This window comes from Variovorax sp. LjRoot84, assembly GCF_964254305.1.
GTDB lineage: Bacteria > Pseudomonadota > Gammaproteobacteria > Burkholderiales > Burkholderiaceae_C > Variovorax.
This window is the reverse complement of the sequence record NZ_CAXUTE020000002.1, coordinates 1,154,666-1,171,326: the sequence shown is the minus strand read 5'-3', so window position 1 is coordinate 1,171,326 and position 16,661 is coordinate 1,154,666. Positions and strand designations below refer to the sequence as shown.

The window sequence follows — 16,661 nt, the reverse complement described above, 5'->3', positions numbered from 1 at the left end:
GTCTGTCACGTACAGCACCGGGCTCCCTTGCGGTCCATCGCCATGACGGCATGCGCCCAAAGCGAAGTGGCTGGAACCAAAATCCGGTGATGAAGACAGGCAGGACCTTCCGGGGTCAATCGCTTCGCGATTCAACGCCGGCTTGGCCAGGGCATGTCCGCTCGATGGATAGACCCCACCGGTATTGTAGGAACGCAGCGAACATTTCAGTACCGCGCCTGGGTGCCTCAAAAGCCAAGGCACATACTTTTCACTGATCTCCAAAGGCCAACATTTCAGTTTCCTACGAGGGCGGGCCGTGCGCCGAAAGAAATCTATTGCAGCAGCGCGGCCGCGGCGGCGCGCGCATCCGCCACCACGTCGTAGGCGTAGAGGCGCTTGCGGAATTCGGCGTGCGCGGCGAGCGCCGCGTCACGGGCACTGAGATCGATGTCGGTCGAGTCGAGACGCAGTCCATTCTGTCGGGCACCAAGCTGAATCTCCGCCACGCGCTTGCGACGCAATCGCTCGTAGGCAAGTAGCGACGCCGGTACTCCCGATGCGTCCACCTGGGCCAGGATCGTGGCGAGCGCCATGCCGTCCTCGATTGCCTGGTTGGCCCCCTGACCCAGATGCGGAAGCATCGGATGTGCCGCGTCGCCGAGCAGCGTCAACCGGCCCTTGGTCCAGGTCGGTAACGGCTCGCGGTCGTAGAGTGCCCAGCGAAATGTCTTGTCGACCTGCTGAAGGACATCGGCGATGCGCGGGTCCCAGCCTTCGAACTCGCGGCGCAGCACCGCCGGATCGCCGGGCGCGGACCACGATTCCTTCATTTCCTCATCGGTCGGTACGAACCCGACGTAGTTGACCATCGTTCCGTGACGAACAGGGAAGACCAGGAAATGCCTGGATGGACCGGCCCACATTTGCCAGCGGTCCATCGGCCAGTTCGGCAGGCGCTCCCGCGAGACCAGACCTCGATAAGAAATGGTGCCGTGAAAGACGGGCTTCGAGGGCGGAAAGACGTAGGAACGCAGTTCGGAATGTATTCCGTCGGCGGCAACCACAACGTCGGCCTCGGCGATGGCGCCGTTGGCAAATTCGACGCGGGCTACGTCGTCGGTCTGCTTGAAGGCGATAGCACGATGGCTGGTATGGACGATCCCGGCGGGCAGGTTGGCAGCGAGGAAATCGACAAAGTCGGCGCGGTGCATGCCAAAGGTCGCGTTCCAGCCGGAGGCATCCGACACCTGCACCGGGGCGATCGGCGTACCGTCGTGGCGAAAGTAGTAGGAGCCGGGACCGACTCGCGCACCCCATCTCTCGACGGCGGGCCCGAGGCCCACACGCTCCAAGTGGCGCACCGCATTCGGTGTCACAAACACACCAGCGCCGATCTCGCCCAGGGCGGACGCCTGTTCATAGACCGAGACACGCAGCCCCTGGCCGATCAGCGCATTGGCGGCGAACAAGCCGCCAATTCCGCCTCCGATGATCAGGACGTTTGGTCGAGATGCCATTTCAACCCAATCGAAAATCCTTCAACAGGGCATTGTGTGAGCGTGACGGGCAGAGGGCAACGGCAATTGACGAGGAGCTGATTCTCGCTATGCCGGGTGAGCGCGACTGAGGTGGGCCGGGAAGATCGCGAATGGCCGCTCTGATCCGCCGCCCTTGACTGTTTTGGGCCCCGACCGGCGACACTACAGTCGGCCAACTGCGGACATTCGCACGCTGTCCCCAGTTCCTCGTGCGTTGCCTTAGCTCGGGACTGGCATGCAGAACAGGACGGTGAAATTTGGCGTTGGCTTGTCGATTCCGTCACGCCGCGGGGTGACCCCATTGGGGCAAACTGACGGCATGCTCAGAGCGCTGCTGCTTCTACTCGTCGCCCTCGGCCCTATCTGGCTCGTCTACACGTTCGGCTTCTGGTTGCTGGTTGCATTCGTCGTGCTCACCGCGGCGACCTTTGTGTTCTCAACCGGTAAGGCTCGCGGGCCCGAAGAGACTCAGGGTGGTCGGCTGACGGGTTATCACACCACGACGCCTGCCGATTTCTAGGTAGGGTTCGGCAGCGTCGGTTGGCACCCGGTCTCGGCCAGAACCCGTCATTCAGTGAGCAGGCTCAGTTCGCCTCATAGCCGACCTTCGCGGCGCGTACACAACGATTTCTGTGGGTTTGCGAGCCGCTCGCGCTGAAGCGCGTGCACACCAACCGAGCGGCCATCAACAATCGGCCAACTGCTGACTTTCGCCCGCTGCAACTATTTGTATGCGCCGCTGATGAAACTCCTTCGTTCCTGGCTGCCCTCGTTGGCTCTCGATTCTGCATACCATACCGCGGCGTGGACGGCAGTCCTCGCGTCGATTTACTTCGCTTTCAGCTATGGCGAATGGTGGCCAGTCGCCGTTGTTCTCCCCGTAGTCCTCGCTGTGGACAGTCTGCTAATTCTCCGGCGAGTGAGGCGAAGGCGCAGAAGCGGCCGTTGAGATGTCGGTGCAATGGAGAAATCATGGAAGTTGGTCGAGGACAAGGCTTCCCTTCAGCGCTTTGTCCAAGAAGCGGATTGGAAAGTCCAGTGGCTCGGCTGACGCCCGCTCGACTTCGGTTCCGAATTCGGCTCAAGCGGAACTGCGTCGCGGCCGCCCAGGTTCACCTGCCAGTGCCGTGCCAACGTCTTCGACCTGGCTAATAGTCGGCCGCCAAGTGCGCATACAACCACCACGGCCTAGATGATTGAACCGCAACAGGCGATGCAGTTGCTAATCGATGCTTGCCCATCGTTCGCCGACCGCTGGGAGGAACACCAACGGGAGCACGGCGAAGACCTGCTCTACGTCGCGGCAGGGTCATTTGCCGCGCATCTGCTGAGCCTGTACAAGGATTCACTAACCGAGACCTTCCCGGCAGTAGCCGCAGCAGTGGAGCGCATGCATGTTGAGGGCTCGCCCTGGGTCAAGGAATTTGCCACGGTCGGGATTCTTGAGTCTGTTCAGAACGTGTGGGCCAATAGCGGGGCCGACCCCGCAACTTTCCGCGCGTACCTCGGAGAGGAAAGCCGAAAATGGTGGAGCAGCCTCAACGATTTTTGGTCTGGGAAAGCCCCTCTAGTACGTCCCCAGCCCTAGCCGCTGGCCAGTTGCAGACATTCTCTCCCGCTCCTGATTGCCCTCAACGCCTGATGTACTACGTCGCACAACTTCTTGTCTACGCGGTTTTCGCGCTCGGGGTTACCGTGTGCATTGGAACGGTCACGATGGCGTCCATCCTTCGCAAACGGTTCCCGGAGGTCTGGGCCAGTTGGGGGCAGCCCGCTGCTTGGGGGTGGCTCGCCAGAACGCCTGCAAGTCGAAGTTTCTTCGAGTTCCTGGACCGACGCGCGTACCTGGCGACGCATGACCGGACGTTCATCGCCTATTGCTCTGCTCTTCGGGCAGGCTGGTACTCGTTCTTCGGGCTGTTCGTAGTTGCATTCATCGTTCTTGTCGCCGCACTGGTTTGGCAGCACGGCGCGTGAAGCCACTTGGGAAAAGGCAGAATTCAGCCACGACCAGGCATACATATACGCACCACGAATCACATGGTCAATTTCGAACTAGACAACGGAGAAGCGATGCATGCGGCTGCACCCGCGACGTTTTATCTTCCTCCACTCGGAGCCAGGACTTGCTTGGTACCTGGCGACATCGTGAAGCTCGTCTTCCGAATCGAGCATGATGGCGAAGTTGACGTTGAGCGAATGTGGGTCATCGTGCAGTCCACCGGTCCATCAGGCTACGTCGGCGCGCTCGACAACCAGCCATATTGCACCGAGGAGCTTGAACTTGGGACACTGGTTCAGTTTGGTCCGGAGCATGTGATTCAAATCCACCTGTCCAGCTAACCGACCGCCGGATGCGGCCAGCACCGGACATTGCCCGGCGAGCCTAAATTGGACAGTAGACACCCGCGAACAATGACTTCAACGACTCGTTGACCATGGCGCCCGACTTCGCCGTTCACTACCTCAGCTCGCCTCTCGGCGTGGGGCTCCTTCTCGCGATTCTTGGGCTTCCGACGCTCTTCCTCCGCGTTGTCGCCTGGCGGTCGTTCCAGCGCTTGGGACTGCGCCTGGTCGCCCAGGGCTACTGCGCAGTCATCGCTGCGATGTTCGTCGTATCGGTGTTGGTGGTTCTCACCGGCGGGGGTAGCATGGAAGAAGCCGGGTACATGTTCGTCCTGTCACTCATCTTTGTGCTGCCGTTTGCGTCGTTTGTAGTGATGCCTTTGTCCGTGTGTCTTGCTCGCGTGGGTGCAGCGACAGTTACGCTGATGGCCGGAGCTGGGGTCGTGTCAGCACTCGCTCTTGGCGCCTTGAAAGCCGCATATCCTTCGAACGAATGGGGTCGCACGCATCGCCTCGAAGCGTTTGTCGACACTGCTCTCTCAGTTGGTGTCATGGCGACTATCGTGTTCTGTGCCTTCGCTCTTGGCGCTCGAATGCCACTCTGGCGCTTCCCACCGCGCGTGCCTGAGGCATCAGAGACGGCGTAGCCTGAAGGCAGAATGCGGCTGCGGACCTTCGACACCGCCCGCCAGTTCATGGCAACGGCATGACCCTCTCTCGACTTCTCTTCTGAGCTCAGTTGCGACGGCGAGCCTGATGGCAACGCCGGTTCATGCCCGCAGGCGCGGCGGTGGCGGTGGCGGCGAAGACCCGACTCCTGGCTCACTGAGTTCGTGGCCTATGCCTTTCTGAGCTTGCTCGCCTTAGCAGTCTTGGGCGCCCTTTGGCGCTACTTCACTCGGCCCTCTGCCGCGGACCTGGCCCGTGAGCGAAGCATGAGACGGCTCTCCAGGCGAGAAGACAAAGCAAGGCGCCGACCGTAGCGCTGACGGCGATGCTTCGGCAACGACCGGCCAGAACCAGACAGTCGCCAAGGCTCTTGCTTCTGGAGAAACAGCTACGCGAAAGGGAAAGCCTCTTGCCGCATGGCTGCCGCATTGGAATTAGGCCCCTAAGAGGCAGTCCCTTGCGACATCCTGCACCGACGACACGCCCAGCATCGCCATGTCGCGCGAGGTCTCTTCGCGCAAGAGCGAGATGGCTCTTCGCACACCGGATTCGCCTGCAACGGCGGCCGCGTAGTTGAATGGCCGGCCGACGAATACGAACTTCGCGCCCAGGGCGAGTGCCTTGAGCACGTCGGTGCCACGCCGGAAGCCACTGTCGATCATGACCGGCACTTCGGGGCAGGCGTGGACGATAGCGGGGAGCACCCTCAAAGGCGAAACGGTGCCGTCGAGTTGGCGACCTCCGTGATTCGAAACGATGAGGCCATCGGCCCCTGTCTCCACAGCCATCCGCGCATCACGGACATCGAGGATGCCCTTGATGACCAAGGTGCCTGGCCATATCTCGCGGATTTTCCGGATGTGCTGCCAGCCAAGGTGGCCGCGATCGGAGAAATCGCGCAACACGCTTGCGGAGAGAATGGGAGCACCGCGCCGCGCGAAGTTGTTCTCGAAGTGCGGCATGCCGTGGCGCACAAGCGTATTTAAGAAAGTACCGAAGAGCCACCGCGGATGTGTGAGACCTTCCCAAGCCAAGGCCATGCTCGGCCGAAGCGGCGTCGAGAATCCAGCCCTGATGTTGTTCTCGCGATTTGACGCGATGGATGCGTCCAGCGTTACCACCAAGGTTCCGTAGCCTGCGGCCTTTACGCGATTGATCAAGGCCACGATTTCTTCCTCCGTGCCGGGGAGGTAAGCCTGGAACCACGCCTGCGGGTTCGCTTTCACGATCTCCTCCATCCGGATGAGCGAGGAGCCGCTCATCACCATCGGCACGTTCTCATTCGCCGCCGCCGTCGTGAGCACCAGATCCCCGCGGTAGGCCGAGAGTGCGCAGATTCCCATCGGCGCAATCCCGAACGGTGCCGACCAAGTTCGGCCGAACAAGTTCGTTTCGGTGGAGCGCCTGGACGTATCGACCAGGACTCTCGTCACGAACTCAAAAGCGTCGAACGCTCTTGCATTCGCTCGCAGCGAATGATTGCGCTCCACCCCGCCTGAAACGTAAGCAAAGACGGGCCGTGGCAGGTGCCGGCGTGCGGCAACTTCAAAGTCGTCCAAGGAAAGAACATGGCCTAGCCGCGCGGGAAGGCCAATCGATTTGCCCAAGCCGGTATCTGCAGCAGCGCGGTCCGGCGGGCCCACGCCGCTTACTGGGGTTGCGCGCTGCATCCGCCGCCTACTTCTCGCCCCAGGGCATCACTTGCCACAGCTGCTTGAAGTTGGCTTCCGTCTCTTTCAGTTCTGTCGAATAGGCTTGAGGCTCGAGATAGCGCAGGGGAGCGTAGTAACTCGCAGCCTTCGCTTGAAATTCGGGGTCCGCGGCGGTTTTCTTCAGAGCCGCGACCAGCTGCTCACGGACCGGCGCGGGCAAGCCTTTGGGCGCTGCGAAGCCGCGCAAGGACGCCATGATGATGTCGTACCCCTGCTCGCGGAACGTAGGCACGTTCGGCGCTACGCTGGTCCGGGTCGCGCTCATCTGACCGAGCTGTCGAAGCTGGTTGCCACCCTTCACAGCGGCCAGCGCCTCGCCGATGTTCATGATTGCGATGGTGATCTGTTTGCCCACCGTGGCATTGAGGACCTCGGCTGCGCCTTTGAAAGGCACATGGTTCATCTTGATCCCAGTCGCCTTCTCGAGCTGCAGGGCTGCGAGATGGTCATCCGAGCCGACTCCGGTTGTCCCGTAGGACACCTCACCAGGATGCGCCTTGGCATACGTGACGAGATCCTTGAGCGTCTTGAATTCGCTGTCAGCGCGCACCGAAATGTTGTCGGGATCGTCGACCACGTTGCCCAGCAAGTCGTAGTCCTGCCAGTGGAAGTTGGACTTTCGTTCGATCGGGATCGTCAGGACATTGGGCGTGTTGATCATGCCGATCGTGTAGCCGTCTGCCGGAGCGCGCGTGAGCTCGCCGAAACCGATGCCGCCGCCCGCGCCTGGACGGTTCACGACCACGATGCTGGCGTTGTTGCCAAGATGCTTGGCCATGTACTGTGCGACCAACCTCGCGATGACGTCGCTGCCACCTCCGGGGGCATACGACACGATCATCTTGATCGGTTGCTCGGGGTACGCTGCGGACGCCATACCAGGGGCGACAGCGACAGCGGACAGGGCCAGGGCCGGCAAGAAGCGGCGCAGGAAATCGGTGATGCGTTGCATTTCGGTTGTCTCTTTCGGAAGGGTGGGTTGGGAGTGAGTGGGCAACTTCAGCCCAGAACCTGCGCGCGCCGTTTTTCGTAGGCAGCCCACGCTTCGGGGTTGATAAGACGGGGAGGCCGGTTGCCGGCCAGCAGGTCGACGATCTGCTCCGCGCTGATGGCAGCGACATTGCCGCGAGATTCGTGCGTCACGCCTGCCACGTGGTAGGTCGCGAAGACGTTGTCCATGGCCAGCAGCGGGTGGTCCAGCGGAGGCGGCTCCTGGTCCCACACGTCCACGCCAGCACCGGCCAGGTGACCGGACCGCAGTGCTTGCACCAGCGCTTTTTCGTCGTGGATGCCGCCGCGCGCAGTGGTGATGAAGATCGACCCCTTCTTCATGCGGCCGAAAGTGTCGGCATTCATGAGCTTCAGGGTGCTCGCATCGCGCGGGCAGTGCAGGGAGACGCAATCCGATCGCGTGAGGAGGTCATCGAAAGACACAGGCTGAGCGCCGCGACGTGTGATCTCTTCGTGGGACAGGAGAGGATCAATGGCGATGACTTCTAGACCGAACGCGCGCGCGAGGGCAGCGACTCGCGAGCCGATGTGCCCGATGCCCACCAGCCCGACCGTCTTGCCGCGGATCTCGTGACCCATCACGTCCTCGCGGGAGTAGCCGATCTCGCGTCGCATGCGACGGTCGCCCTCGATCATGCGGCGGGAAATGCCCAGGATCATCGCCAGCGTGTGCTCGGCGACGGAGACTGCGTTGCCGCCTGCCTGGTTGACAACCAGCACGCCAGCCGCCGTGCAGGCAGCAACGTCCACCGTGTCATAGCCGGCCCCGCCGGCGGACACGCACAGCAAATCCGGGCAACGGGCAAGGAGCTCGTCGCGAGCGAAGAATTCCCTGGGCAGCTCGTCCTTTGCGGCGGAGATGTGATACACGTGCGCCGCCGACAGCATGTCCCACGCCGCGGCGCTGTTGCTGCGCACCGAAAAAATGCGCAGTTCAATGTCTTGCTCGCTGGCCATGCGCTCGTCGAACGCCGGAGCGATCCACAAGTCGGAGCGAACGACGCGCTTTTGAAGGCCGGTCATCAAACAGCCTCCGGGTTGCAGCCAAGGCGCTTGAGCGTGGCATCGATCCAGCTCGTGTCCAGCTGGCCTGCCGCGATGTCGGCCAGCATTATTTTTTCGGCCTCCATCTTCTTGTGTGTCGCGGCGAGCACCTGCTCCGCGTCGTCGAAGGGGATGCAGAGCAGCCCGTCCGCGTCGCCCACGACCAGGTCGCCGGGCTGAATCACCATCCCGTCGATGGCGATCGGGACGTTGATTTCCCCGGGACCGTCCTTGTAGGGGCCGCGGTGTGTGACACCCGCGGCATAGAGCGGGAAATCGCCTTGACCGATCTCCTCCGAGTCCCGGACCGCGCCGTTGAGCACCACGCCGGCCACGCCGATCTTCACCGCCGTAGCGACCATGATCTCCCCGAAAAGAGCGTTGGTCAGGTCGCCGCCCGCGTCCACCACGATGACGTCACCGCGCTGGGCCATGGTCAGCGCCTTGTGGATCATCAGGTTGTCGCCAGGGCGGCACTTGACGGTGAGTGCGGGGCCAGCCATGGAGCCGCCTTTGTGCATGGGGCGGAGGCGAGGGCCACCCGCCGTCATCCGCGACATGCAGTCACTGATGTTGGCAACCGGCAGGCCGCGGAAGGCATCGATGAGTCCTGTGGAGACCTGGCGACGACGGTGGAGGATCTGGAGTCCGAGCATAGGATTTAGTTCGTTGTGAGTGGAATGAAATGTACAATAAAAAAACAAAACAGCAAGGCCAAGAGGCTAAGGGTTGTCTCTTATAGAGGGGGCAGTCAATTTCTGGACGCAACAAATGAACAAAAGCGGAACAATCACAGGAAGCGCAGCGGACACGGCCTATGAAGCTCTGAAGCAGTGGGTAGTCGGTGGCAGGTTCGCTCCCGGTGCACAGCTGAAAGAGGAACACCTCGCGCGTGAACTGGCGCTCAGCCGCACACCGGTGCGCGCCGCCTTGAAGCGACTTGTCGACGATCGATTGGCCACGGCCGATCCGAACCGGGGCGTGCGAGTGGCTGAATGGACCGATTCGGACATCGACGAAACCTTCGATCTGCGAGGCTTGCTTGAGTCGCATGCCGCCGAGCTCGCTGCGCGCCGAGGAGGCACCGCATTGGCTGATGTGCTGGATGACCTCAACGAGCGGATGGAGCGCGCGATCCGCAAAGGGGGAGATGAACTGCCCGAGCGATTGCAAGAAATCAACGCCCGATTCCACCGAGCGATCCTGGACGCGTCCGGATCCCCCCGCCTGCGCTCGATCCTGACGTCCTTGATCGACATGCCCATCGTGCTGCGTTCGCACTTCATCAGCACGCTGCAAGACAAGCTGCAGAGCCTGAGTCATCACCGCGATCTGGCCGCGGCCGTACGGGCACATGACGGCGAACTCGCCAAACAGGTGATGCAACTGCATCTGCGAGTGGCGTCGCACCGCTTCAAACGCCAGCGTGAGGCGTTCAGGCCTGCAGCAACTGGCACCGACGGCGCATGATCCCGGCGCTCATTCCCTCAACCCGCGCCGACTCGGTCACCGCGGAATTTCTGGCCGAGCTGCGCCTGCGTGGCTTCGATGGCGAGATTGCGCAGGGGCACGCCGACCGGACGGTGTTCGCGACAGACAATTCCATCTACCAGCTCCCGCCACAGGCCATCGTCTTCCCCCGCCACGAGACCGACGTCGTCCGGATCGCCAAGCTCGCCGGCGAAGAGCGGTTTCGAACCGTCAAGTTCGCGCCCCGAGGCGGCGGCACCGGCACCAACGGACAGTCACTCACCGAAGGCGTCGCCGTAGACCTGTCACGCCACATGAATGCCGTGCTGGAAGTCAACGCGGAAGAAGGCTGGGCGCGCGTTCAGGCCGGCGTGGTGAAGGACCAGTTGAATGCAGCCGTTGCCGATCAGGGCCTGTTTTTCGCGCCGGAACTCTCGCCTTCCAACCGTGCAACCATCGGCGGCATGATCGCGACCGACGCCTCAGGGCAGGGGTCGGTTCTGTATGGGAAAACGCGTGACCATGTGCTCGAGCTCAGCGCAGTTTTCCTGGATGGAACGTCGTGGTGCTCCAGACCGCTGACGGCCGCAGAGCTGGTCGTCGCGAAGGGGCGCACCGACCGGGTAGGTCATGTGCTCCGGGTGCTGGACCGCATCCGAGAGGACGACGCTGGGCTCATCGCCGAGCGATTTCCTAAGCTCAATCGCTGCGTGACCGGCTACGACCTTGCGCACCTTTGCGACTGCGAGGGCCGATTCGATCTGAGTGCAGTGCTTTGCGGTGCCGAGGGCACTTTGGCCTTTTTCACTGAAGCGAAGATCCGGCTCACGCCTGTTCCTCGATTCACGGCGCTTCTCAATATTCGCTACGCCACGTTCGACGCTGCGCTGCGTGACGCAGGCGCGCTCATGGCGGTGCAAGCCGCCTCCAGCGAAACCGTGGATGCGACGGTTCTGGCACTCGCGCGGCAAGACCCGGTCTGGCTCAAGGTAAGCGAGTATTTTCCGGACGATCTCGAAGGGCCTGCTGAGGGCGTGAACATTGTCGAATTCGTTGCCTCGGACGAATCAGGGCTCGCTGCGCAGCTCGCCAAGGTTGAGGCAGTACTGACCTCTGGCGGATCAGGCCGCCGCGGCTATACGGTCGCCCGCGATCCAGCGGCCGCGGCAGCGATCTGGTCGATGCGCAAGAAGTCTGTGGGCTTGCTGGGCAACATGCAGGGCGAGCGCAGGCCCATGCCATTTGTCGAGGACACCGTCGTGCCACCGGAGCATCTGGCGGACTACATCCGCGAATTTCGTGCGGTTCTAGACGCGCGCGGCCTGGTCTATGGCATGTTCGGCCACGTGGATGCTGGATGCCTGCACGTACGGCCGGCGCTGGACATGAAAGACCCCGCGCAGGAGGTGCTAGTGCGCCAAATCTCCGACGAGGTCTTCGCCCTGACGCGCAAGTACAAGGGCGTCCTCTGGGGCGAGCACGGGAAAGGTTTTCGCTCCGAATATGTCCCCGAGTTCTTCGGCCCGCTGTACCCGCGCATGCAGCAGATCAAGGCCGCCTTCGATCCTTACAACCAGCTCAATCCGGGCAAGATCGCCTCGCCGCCGGGACACGAACTCACCCGGCTCGACGCAGTCGGCACGCGTGGGCAGTCCGATCGCCGCATTCCGATCGCGGTGCGTCAGGCCAACCAGGACTCCCTGCACTGCAACGGCAACGCCGCGTGTTTCAACTACGACCCCGACGATGCCATGTGCCCGTCCTGGAAGGCAACGCGCGACCGCAAGCACTCGCCTAAGGGCCGCGCATCGCTCATGCGTGAATGGTTGCGCTTGCTGGCCGAACAGGACAACGATGCGGAACAAGCGGCGGCGCGGTCCCTACCCCAGAGTCAAGCGCGGCGCTGGCTTGAATTTCCTCTGCGCGCCGTCAATACCTGGCAGGCCCGCCGCGGCTCTGGCGATTTCTCCTTGCAGGTCAAGGAGGCAATGGACGGATGCCTCGCTTGCAAATCCTGTGTCGGTCAATGTCCGATCAAGGTGGACGTTCCGGCGTTCCGCTCCCGCTTCCTCGAGGCGTACCACGGGCGCTACCTCCGTCCCGTCAAGGATTACCTCATCGCGGGACTTGAGATCTGTTTGCCGTTTGCAGCCAGGTTCCCGCGGCTGGCAAATGCCGCGACGCACAATCGTGTCGGTCGCGGTGTCACCCGTGCACTTGGACTGGTGGCGCTGCCTGAACTCGCAACCACCGCCCTCGAACCGGCACTTGGTCGCTCGGGCGTTCGGACGGCGACAGCGCGGGCTTTGCGCGCGCTGACACCGGATGAGAGACGCCGCAGCGTGGTGCTGGTCCAGGACGCCTTCACGTCGTACTACGACACGGAAGTTGTTTTGGACTTTTGCGAACTTCTGCAAAGGCTCGGCTTCCTCGCGTGGCTTGCGCCCTTGCGCGCGAATGGAAAGCCGGAACACGTCCTGGGCTTTCTGCAAAGGTTCAGACGCACCGCAGCCCGCAATGCGAGTCATCTACGCGAACTTGCGTCCACGGGGGTCAGTCTCGTGGGCGTTGATCCGTCGATGACGCTGACCTACCGGGCAGAGTACGTTAAAGCGCTGGGTGCGGAAGCGGTTCCCGAAGTGGCTCTTCCGCAGGAATGGCTGCTGCGACGCTGGGACGAGTTGCCACAGCTGAAAGCCGACCGCCACTCTCGTTGGGCGCTGCTGCCGCACTGCACCGAGCGGACCAATGCGCCCGCCGCGACTGCGCAATGGGCGCAGCTCGGAGAGCGGTTCGGCATTGACCTGCAGGTCGTGGCCAGCGGCTGCTGCGGGATGGCGGGACTGTATGGCCACGAGCGCGCCAATCGCACCACCTCCGAGGCCGTCTATGGGCTGAGTTGGAAGTCCATCCTCTCAGATCCGGAGAATGCCGGCCGCACGGTCGCCACGGGCTACTCCTGCCGCTGTCAAGCGGCGATCATGGATGGCCTGGAGCTTGCGCATCCGTTGCAACTGCTGCTGCGACGCCTCAAGGGCGATCAAGCGGCGCGGCCGAGGCCTGCAGCACCGACACCGGAGCATCATGAAGAAATTTAACAAGCATCGGGCGACAGGGCGCGTCTGCTCTGGGGCCAAAAACTTCAGTTTACGGTTGCAGACAGCTGCCGCTCGTTGCTTTTCGGCAGCCTGTCCTAGTAGGGCTCAAGCGCTATAACGCGTCATGGACCCCATGCAATTGCACGAACTGGCCTCGAAGCGCCTCGACACCGAGGCGCTGGCCTGCGGCTGCAAGGCTTTGCAAACCCCCTCGTGGGAAAGCATCACCGACGATCGATGGCAGGCAGAGGTTGAGCGCGTCGGAAGCTTGCGCCCACCGGACGTGGACGAACCCACCTTCGAAGAATTTCACCCAAACGGGACCCGCTACGGGTCGCCCGACGCACCGATCGCCATCGCGTGGTATCCGTTCAATCGCTGCGACGTGTACTCCTGCCGCAAGTGCCGCAGCGTGTTCATGCGCTACACCGAATACGGGGGTTACTACGTTGACCATCGTGTGCGGATGGTCGACCCAGCCTTCGTCGTGCAGGACACATGAGGGCTCATGGCCAAGTCGATTTCCACGAGTCAGATCCGACAGCAGAGTGACCTGACTGCGATCCTCGCCTTCTATGAATCGCTTCATGTGGCTGGCCCTTCGCACGGCGCAAGCCTTTGAGCTTTGATGCTGGTCGGCTGATGTCAAAAGCGGCAGGCCTCGAGCCGTACCCCTGGCAGGATGCAGGCCACGAGCAGAGATTTCGAAGGACTACTCAGTGACGTTGCGGAAAGACCTCGAGCAGTTCGCTGAATCATACTGATACTGATACTGATACTGATACTGATACTGATACTGATACTGATACTGATGCTGATGCTGATGCTGATGCTGATGCTGATGCTGATGTTTGCTCGCCTCATCGTTGTCGCCGCTGTCTGGCATGCAACGGAGCGGACAAGCTCAATGTCCGAGTACCGCTTTCTTAAACGACTACTCCGAACGGCCGCTAAGTAGTACGGCCCGTGAAAAGTCATCGCGACGAGCGCGCCTCGGACCGGGAGTCAGTGAGCGGCGCTGCGTTGTATGAGATGGTCCCAAGCCACTTCTGAGCGGCCGCTTTGGAGCGAGGCGTACAGCCGGTATGGGCCCATAGCTGAACTACGGGCCGAGGGAAAGCGGACTTCCTCTTTCGAGCCCGCGCCGCTCACCCGACCATTCCGAGGTACATCGGCGGCTGGGTGGTCAGCCCGGCGTGCACGCTGCGTGTCATGTCGTCGGCCAGCAGTTCCGACTGCCCGGCTTCGAGCGCTGCAAGGGCCTGGCGCACGACTTCGTCAGGCGAAGCCTTCGGCCCCGGTACGCCGCGCGCCATGTCGGTGTCCATAAAGGCCACATGCAGCGACAGCACCTGCGTGCCCTGTGCCCGCAGTTCCTGCCGCATCGCATTGCTCAGCGCCCAGGCGGCAGCCTTCGATGCGCTGTAGCTGCCGGTCGCGCCTGGCAGCGTGACCCAGCTCAGCGCCGAGATCACGTTGACGATGGCGCCGTGGCCGCGCTCGCCCAGCGTACCCGCAAAGGCCTGCGCCATGCGCAGCGGCCCGACTGCGTTGGTCTCGAACTGCCGGTGCAGCGTGTCGATCGCCTTCGGGTCCAGCACTGGGCCGGAACCGCCGATGCCTGCGTTGTTGACCAGCAGGCTCACGTCGGTCAATTCGCGGGCGAGTGCAGCGATCTGGTCGGGCTGGGTCACGTCCAGCCGCACGGGCACCACGCCCGGCATGGTGACACTGGCGGGGTCCCGGGCGGCGGCATAGACCTTGGCCGCGCCGGCGGCGAGCAGCCCGCGCGCGAACGCCGCGCCCAGCCCGCGATTGGCACCCGTGACGAGTGCGACAGAACCTTGGATCTTCATGATGTTCCTTCGTGATGCGCGGCGTTCAGGCACGCGACTTCAGGTGAAGCATGGGGTGGTGCTCGTAGTGGCCGACGCCGTTCCTGACGATTGGATCGGCCGAGGTGAGCGCGGCGATGTCCTGGTCGTCGGCGATGCTGAACAGCGAGACGCCGTAGCCGCCGGCCGGGTCCATCACCGGGCCATGGGCGACGATGAGGCCGTGATCGAGCAACTGGTCCAGGTAGCGGCCATGCTGCTTCATCCACTCGCGTTCGTCGGCCGACATCGTGGGCAGGAAATCCGCGCGCGGCGGAATCCACTTGCAGAGGTAGTGCTTCATGGCGCTCAGCCGATGACGGTGAAGCCTTGCGCGTGCAGCCGTTGGGCGAGCATCAGGCCGAAGCCGGACGAGGCGCCGGTGATGAGGATGGTCTTGGTCATGTCGTGGGTTCTCCGGACAGGTCGAGGGGTTGGAAGAGTCGTGGCCATCAGCGCGGGCCATTGGTGTGTGGACCGCCTGAGGGCGCATGTTAGTATCGATACAGTAGTGAGTCAATACTGAAATGATATGAACTCGGCAAATTCCTCCGCGAATCCTTGTCCCATCGCGCGTGCCCTGGATGTGCTCGGTGATGCCTGGTCGATGCTGATCCTGCGAGACGCAGCTGTCGGGCTGACCCGCTTCGACGAGTTCCGCAAGAGCCTGGGCATCGCCCCGACCATGCTGACCAAGCGCCTGGCGGCGCTGACTGAGGAGCAATTGCTCGAGAAGCGCCTGTACTCGGAGCGCCCGCCGCGCGAGGAGTACCTGCTGACCGAGGCCGGACGCGCCTACCTGCCGGTGCTCTTCATGATCGGCGCCTGGGGCCGCAAGTACCGTGGCAAAGGGAAACTGGCGCGCTACCTGGATGCCGAGACCGGCCTTGACATCGAGCCGGTGGCGATCGACGCGGTGACGGGTGCAGAGATCGGGACACGCCCGTTCCGCGTGCTGTCGCCGAAGTGAAGCCGTGCTGCTGGCTCAGCCCCATTCCACTCCGTCACCCGGATCGCCATGAAGCACGACAACACGGTCGAAGCCACCTTGCAGGCCTGGCAGCAGCAGGTGGACCAGGTTCGACAGCGCAGGCGCGAACGCGGCGGTGGTCACGCCGGCCTGGCCGGGCCCGAGCAGGTTCAGGGCCTGACGGGCCTACAGGTGATGCTCGCGTTGCTCGAAGGCGACCTGCCGCACCCCTACATGGCGGACACCTTCGACTGCGAACTGGTCGAAGTCGGCGAAAGGCATGCGGTCTTCCAGGCGACGCCGCAGCTCAAGCACTACAACCCGCTGGATCGGTGCAGGGGGGCTGGTACGCGACCCTGCTCGACTCGCACTCGGCTGCGCGGTGCAGACCAAGCTACCAGCCGGACGAGGCTACACGACCAGCCAGATCAATCTAAACATCGTGCGCGCGGCCCACACGAAGACTGGCCCGCTGCGCTGCGCTGCGTGGGCGCGGCTCTGCACTTCGGTCGGCAGGTCGGCACCTCCGAAGCCAGGATCGTTGGGCCCGACGGAAAGCTGTATGCGCATGCGACAACCACCTGTGCGATCTTCGAGTCACGGCAGGTGGGGCCCTGGGCCAACGAAGTTTGTTCGCTTGTTCGGCCCAGTCCCACCCTCGACGTGTTACTCGCTGAACGGCAGAACCTCAAGGGGGACCATCGCGAAGTGCGATTGCATCCGCCCGACTGTCGGCTTACGAGCGCGAAGCTGAAGGACCGGATCTGGCCGCATGCTGCCTTCCAGGTAGCTAGCCAATCTACTGCAGCGCTCGCGCCAACGAGCCATTTCCAAGAATCAAGGGTGAATCACCCTCAGGGCTTCCAGCCTTGATTTCTTCAACCTGACTCCACTGCAGCTTTCCCTCGACAGATTGGCCGTGCCCATCGCAATCGCGCCGTTCCGTC

Annotated in this window: 18 protein-coding genes; 10 read left to right on the top strand and 8 right to left on the bottom strand. The window is 62.7% G+C overall.

Features of this window, described 5'->3' with window-relative positions; translation table 11 throughout:
- Nucleotides 1-314: 314 nt before the first annotated feature.
- Nucleotides 315-1,499, bottom strand: coding sequence for an FAD-dependent monooxygenase (locus ACSQ9I_RS36360; RefSeq protein WP_436316806.1), 1,185 nt, complete (start codon nt 1,497-1,499; stop codon nt 315-317).
- A gap of 256 nt (nt 1,500-1,755) precedes the next feature.
- Between ACSQ9I_RS36360 and ACSQ9I_RS36355 the strand changes: the two genes are divergently transcribed.
- The 5 genes from ACSQ9I_RS36355 to ACSQ9I_RS36335 all read left to right on the top strand — a co-directional run bounded on the left by ACSQ9I_RS36355 (nt 1,756) and on the right by ACSQ9I_RS36335 (nt 4,513).
- Nucleotides 1,756-2,040, top strand: coding sequence for a hypothetical protein (locus ACSQ9I_RS36355; RefSeq protein WP_436316805.1), 285 nt, complete (start codon nt 1,756-1,758; stop codon nt 2,038-2,040).
- 672 nt (nt 2,041-2,712) lie between these two features.
- Nucleotides 2,713-3,108: a DUF7674 family protein gene (locus ACSQ9I_RS36350; RefSeq protein WP_436316804.1), complete on the top strand. Its 396-nt coding sequence runs from the start codon at nt 2,713-2,715 to the stop codon at nt 3,106-3,108.
- A 53-nt stretch (nt 3,109-3,161) separates the two neighbouring features.
- Complete coding sequence (locus tag ACSQ9I_RS36345; protein WP_436316803.1) at nt 3,162-3,497, top strand: hypothetical protein; 336 nt, start codon at nt 3,162-3,164, stop codon at nt 3,495-3,497.
- A gap of 63 nt (nt 3,498-3,560) precedes the next feature.
- The gene (locus tag ACSQ9I_RS36340; protein ID WP_436316802.1) at nt 3,561-3,863 is read left to right on the top strand and encodes a DUF2314 domain-containing protein; all 303 of its coding nucleotides are present in this window, start codon (nt 3,561-3,563) and stop codon (nt 3,861-3,863) included.
- 95 nt (nt 3,864-3,958) lie between these two features.
- Entirely contained in the window at nt 3,959-4,513 is a 555-nt protein-coding gene (locus ACSQ9I_RS36335; protein ID WP_436316800.1) for a hypothetical protein, read from the top strand.
- A gap of 456 nt (nt 4,514-4,969) precedes the next feature.
- Here ACSQ9I_RS36335 and ACSQ9I_RS36330 read toward each other — a convergent pair whose 3' ends face one another.
- The 4 genes from ACSQ9I_RS36330 to ACSQ9I_RS36315 are packed head-to-tail and all read right to left on the bottom strand — an operon-like array spanning nt 4,970 to nt 8,958.
- Nucleotides 4,970-6,205 carry an alpha-hydroxy acid oxidase gene (locus ACSQ9I_RS36330; RefSeq protein ID WP_436316799.1) on the bottom strand — a complete coding sequence of 412 codons (1,236 nt, stop codon included), beginning with the start codon at nt 6,203-6,205 and terminating at the stop codon, nt 4,970-4,972.
- Nucleotides 6,206-6,212: 7 nt separating this feature from the next.
- Entirely contained in the window at nt 6,213-7,199 is a 987-nt protein-coding gene (locus ACSQ9I_RS36325; protein ID WP_436316798.1) for a tripartite tricarboxylate transporter substrate binding protein, read from the bottom strand.
- Nucleotides 7,200-7,246: 47 nt separating this feature from the next.
- The gene (locus ACSQ9I_RS36320; protein WP_436316797.1) at nt 7,247-8,281 is read right to left on the bottom strand and encodes a hydroxyacid dehydrogenase; all 1,035 of its coding nucleotides are present in this window, start codon (nt 8,279-8,281) and stop codon (nt 7,247-7,249) included.
- Nucleotides 8,281-8,958, bottom strand: a complete 678-nt coding sequence (locus tag ACSQ9I_RS36315; protein WP_436316796.1) for an RraA family protein — start codon at nt 8,956-8,958, stop codon at nt 8,281-8,283. The genes ACSQ9I_RS36320 and ACSQ9I_RS36315 overlap by 1 nt, the downstream gene beginning before the upstream one ends.
- 115 nt (nt 8,959-9,073) lie before the next feature.
- Between ACSQ9I_RS36315 and ACSQ9I_RS36310 the strand changes: the two genes are divergently transcribed.
- The 3 genes from ACSQ9I_RS36310 to ACSQ9I_RS36300 all read left to right on the top strand — a co-directional run bounded on the left by ACSQ9I_RS36310 (nt 9,074) and on the right by ACSQ9I_RS36300 (nt 13,372).
- Nucleotides 9,074-9,772: a GntR family transcriptional regulator gene (locus ACSQ9I_RS36310; RefSeq protein WP_436316795.1), complete on the top strand. Its 699-nt coding sequence runs from the start codon at nt 9,074-9,076 to the stop codon at nt 9,770-9,772.
- Nucleotides 9,769-12,870 carry a D-2-hydroxyglutarate dehydrogenase YdiJ gene (gene ydiJ / locus ACSQ9I_RS36305; protein WP_436316794.1) on the top strand — a complete coding sequence of 1,034 codons (3,102 nt, stop codon included), beginning with the start codon at nt 9,769-9,771 and terminating at the stop codon, nt 12,868-12,870. The genes ACSQ9I_RS36310 and ydiJ overlap by 4 nt, the downstream gene beginning before the upstream one ends.
- A 124-nt stretch (nt 12,871-12,994) precedes the next feature.
- On the top strand, nt 12,995-13,372 hold the full coding sequence (locus ACSQ9I_RS36300; protein WP_436316793.1) for a hypothetical protein: 378 nt from the start codon (nt 12,995-12,997) through the stop codon (nt 13,370-13,372).
- 646 nt (nt 13,373-14,018) lie between these two features.
- Here ACSQ9I_RS36300 and ACSQ9I_RS36295 read toward each other — a convergent pair.
- Genes ACSQ9I_RS36295 through ACSQ9I_RS36285 form a run of 3 tightly spaced genes read right to left on the bottom strand, consistent with a single transcriptional unit; the run spans nt 14,019 to nt 15,149 of the window.
- A complete protein-coding gene (locus ACSQ9I_RS36295; protein ID WP_436316792.1) occupies nt 14,019-14,726 on the bottom strand; it encodes an SDR family oxidoreductase in 708 nt (235 codons plus the stop codon).
- A gap of 25 nt (nt 14,727-14,751) precedes the next feature.
- A complete protein-coding gene (locus ACSQ9I_RS36290) occupies nt 14,752-15,048 on the bottom strand; it encodes a YciI family protein (RefSeq protein WP_436316791.1) in 297 nt (98 codons plus the stop codon).
- Nucleotides 15,049-15,053: 5 nt separating this feature from the next.
- Nucleotides 15,054-15,149, bottom strand: a complete 96-nt coding sequence (locus ACSQ9I_RS36285) for an SDR family NAD(P)-dependent oxidoreductase (RefSeq protein WP_436316790.1) — start codon at nt 15,147-15,149, stop codon at nt 15,054-15,056.
- A gap of 127 nt (nt 15,150-15,276) precedes the next feature.
- Between ACSQ9I_RS36285 and ACSQ9I_RS36280 the strand changes: the two genes are divergently transcribed.
- Together ACSQ9I_RS36280 and ACSQ9I_RS36275 are read left to right on the top strand one after the other, a co-directional pair.
- Entirely contained in the window at nt 15,277-15,714 is a 438-nt protein-coding gene (locus ACSQ9I_RS36280; RefSeq protein ID WP_436316789.1) for a winged helix-turn-helix transcriptional regulator, read from the top strand.
- 48 nt (nt 15,715-15,762) lie between these two features.
- A complete protein-coding gene (locus tag ACSQ9I_RS36275) occupies nt 15,763-16,587 on the top strand; it encodes a PaaI family thioesterase (protein WP_436316788.1) in 825 nt (274 codons plus the stop codon).
- Nucleotides 16,588-16,661 lie beyond the last annotated feature (74 nt).

Excerpts from the sequence above, each read along its gene's own strand:
- ACSQ9I_RS36360 (WP_436316806.1), bottom strand. The coding sequence starts at position 1,499 with ATGGCATCTCGACCAAACGTCCTGATCATCGGAGGCGGAATTGGCGGC.
- ACSQ9I_RS36355 (WP_436316805.1), top strand. The coding sequence starts at position 1,756 with ATGCAGAACAGGACGGTGAAATTTGGCGTTGGCTTGTCGATTCCGTCA.
- ACSQ9I_RS36350 (WP_436316804.1), top strand. The coding sequence starts at position 2,713 with ATGATTGAACCGCAACAGGCGATGCAGTTGCTAATCGATGCTTGCCCA.
- ACSQ9I_RS36345 (WP_436316803.1), top strand. The coding sequence starts at position 3,162 with ATGTACTACGTCGCACAACTTCTTGTCTACGCGGTTTTCGCGCTCGGG.
- ACSQ9I_RS36340 (WP_436316802.1), top strand. The coding sequence starts at position 3,561 with ATGGTCAATTTCGAACTAGACAACGGAGAAGCGATGCATGCGGCTGCA.
- ACSQ9I_RS36335 (WP_436316800.1), top strand. The coding sequence starts at position 3,959 with ATGGCGCCCGACTTCGCCGTTCACTACCTCAGCTCGCCTCTCGGCGTG.
- ACSQ9I_RS36330 (WP_436316799.1), bottom strand. The coding sequence starts at position 6,205 with ATGCAGCGCGCAACCCCAGTAAGCGGCGTGGGCCCGCCGGACCGCGCT.
- ACSQ9I_RS36325 (WP_436316798.1), bottom strand. The coding sequence starts at position 7,199 with ATGCAACGCATCACCGATTTCCTGCGCCGCTTCTTGCCGGCCCTGGCC.
- ACSQ9I_RS36320 (WP_436316797.1), bottom strand. The coding sequence starts at position 8,281 with ATGACCGGCCTTCAAAAGCGCGTCGTTCGCTCCGACTTGTGGATCGCT.
- ACSQ9I_RS36315 (WP_436316796.1), bottom strand. The coding sequence starts at position 8,958 with ATGCTCGGACTCCAGATCCTCCACCGTCGTCGCCAGGTCTCCACAGGA.
- ACSQ9I_RS36310 (WP_436316795.1), top strand. The coding sequence starts at position 9,074 with ATGAACAAAAGCGGAACAATCACAGGAAGCGCAGCGGACACGGCCTAT.
- ydiJ (WP_436316794.1), top strand. The coding sequence starts at position 9,769 with ATGATCCCGGCGCTCATTCCCTCAACCCGCGCCGACTCGGTCACCGCG.
- ACSQ9I_RS36300 (WP_436316793.1), top strand. The coding sequence starts at position 12,995 with ATGGACCCCATGCAATTGCACGAACTGGCCTCGAAGCGCCTCGACACC.
- ACSQ9I_RS36295 (WP_436316792.1), bottom strand. The coding sequence starts at position 14,726 with ATGAAGATCCAAGGTTCTGTCGCACTCGTCACGGGTGCCAATCGCGGG.
- ACSQ9I_RS36290 (WP_436316791.1), bottom strand. The coding sequence starts at position 15,048 with ATGAAGCACTACCTCTGCAAGTGGATTCCGCCGCGCGCGGATTTCCTG.
- ACSQ9I_RS36285 (WP_436316790.1), bottom strand. The coding sequence starts at position 15,149 with ATGACCAAGACCATCCTCATCACCGGCGCCTCGTCCGGCTTCGGCCTG.
- ACSQ9I_RS36280 (WP_436316789.1), top strand. The coding sequence starts at position 15,277 with ATGAACTCGGCAAATTCCTCCGCGAATCCTTGTCCCATCGCGCGTGCC.
- ACSQ9I_RS36275 (WP_436316788.1), top strand. The coding sequence starts at position 15,763 with ATGAAGCACGACAACACGGTCGAAGCCACCTTGCAGGCCTGGCAGCAG.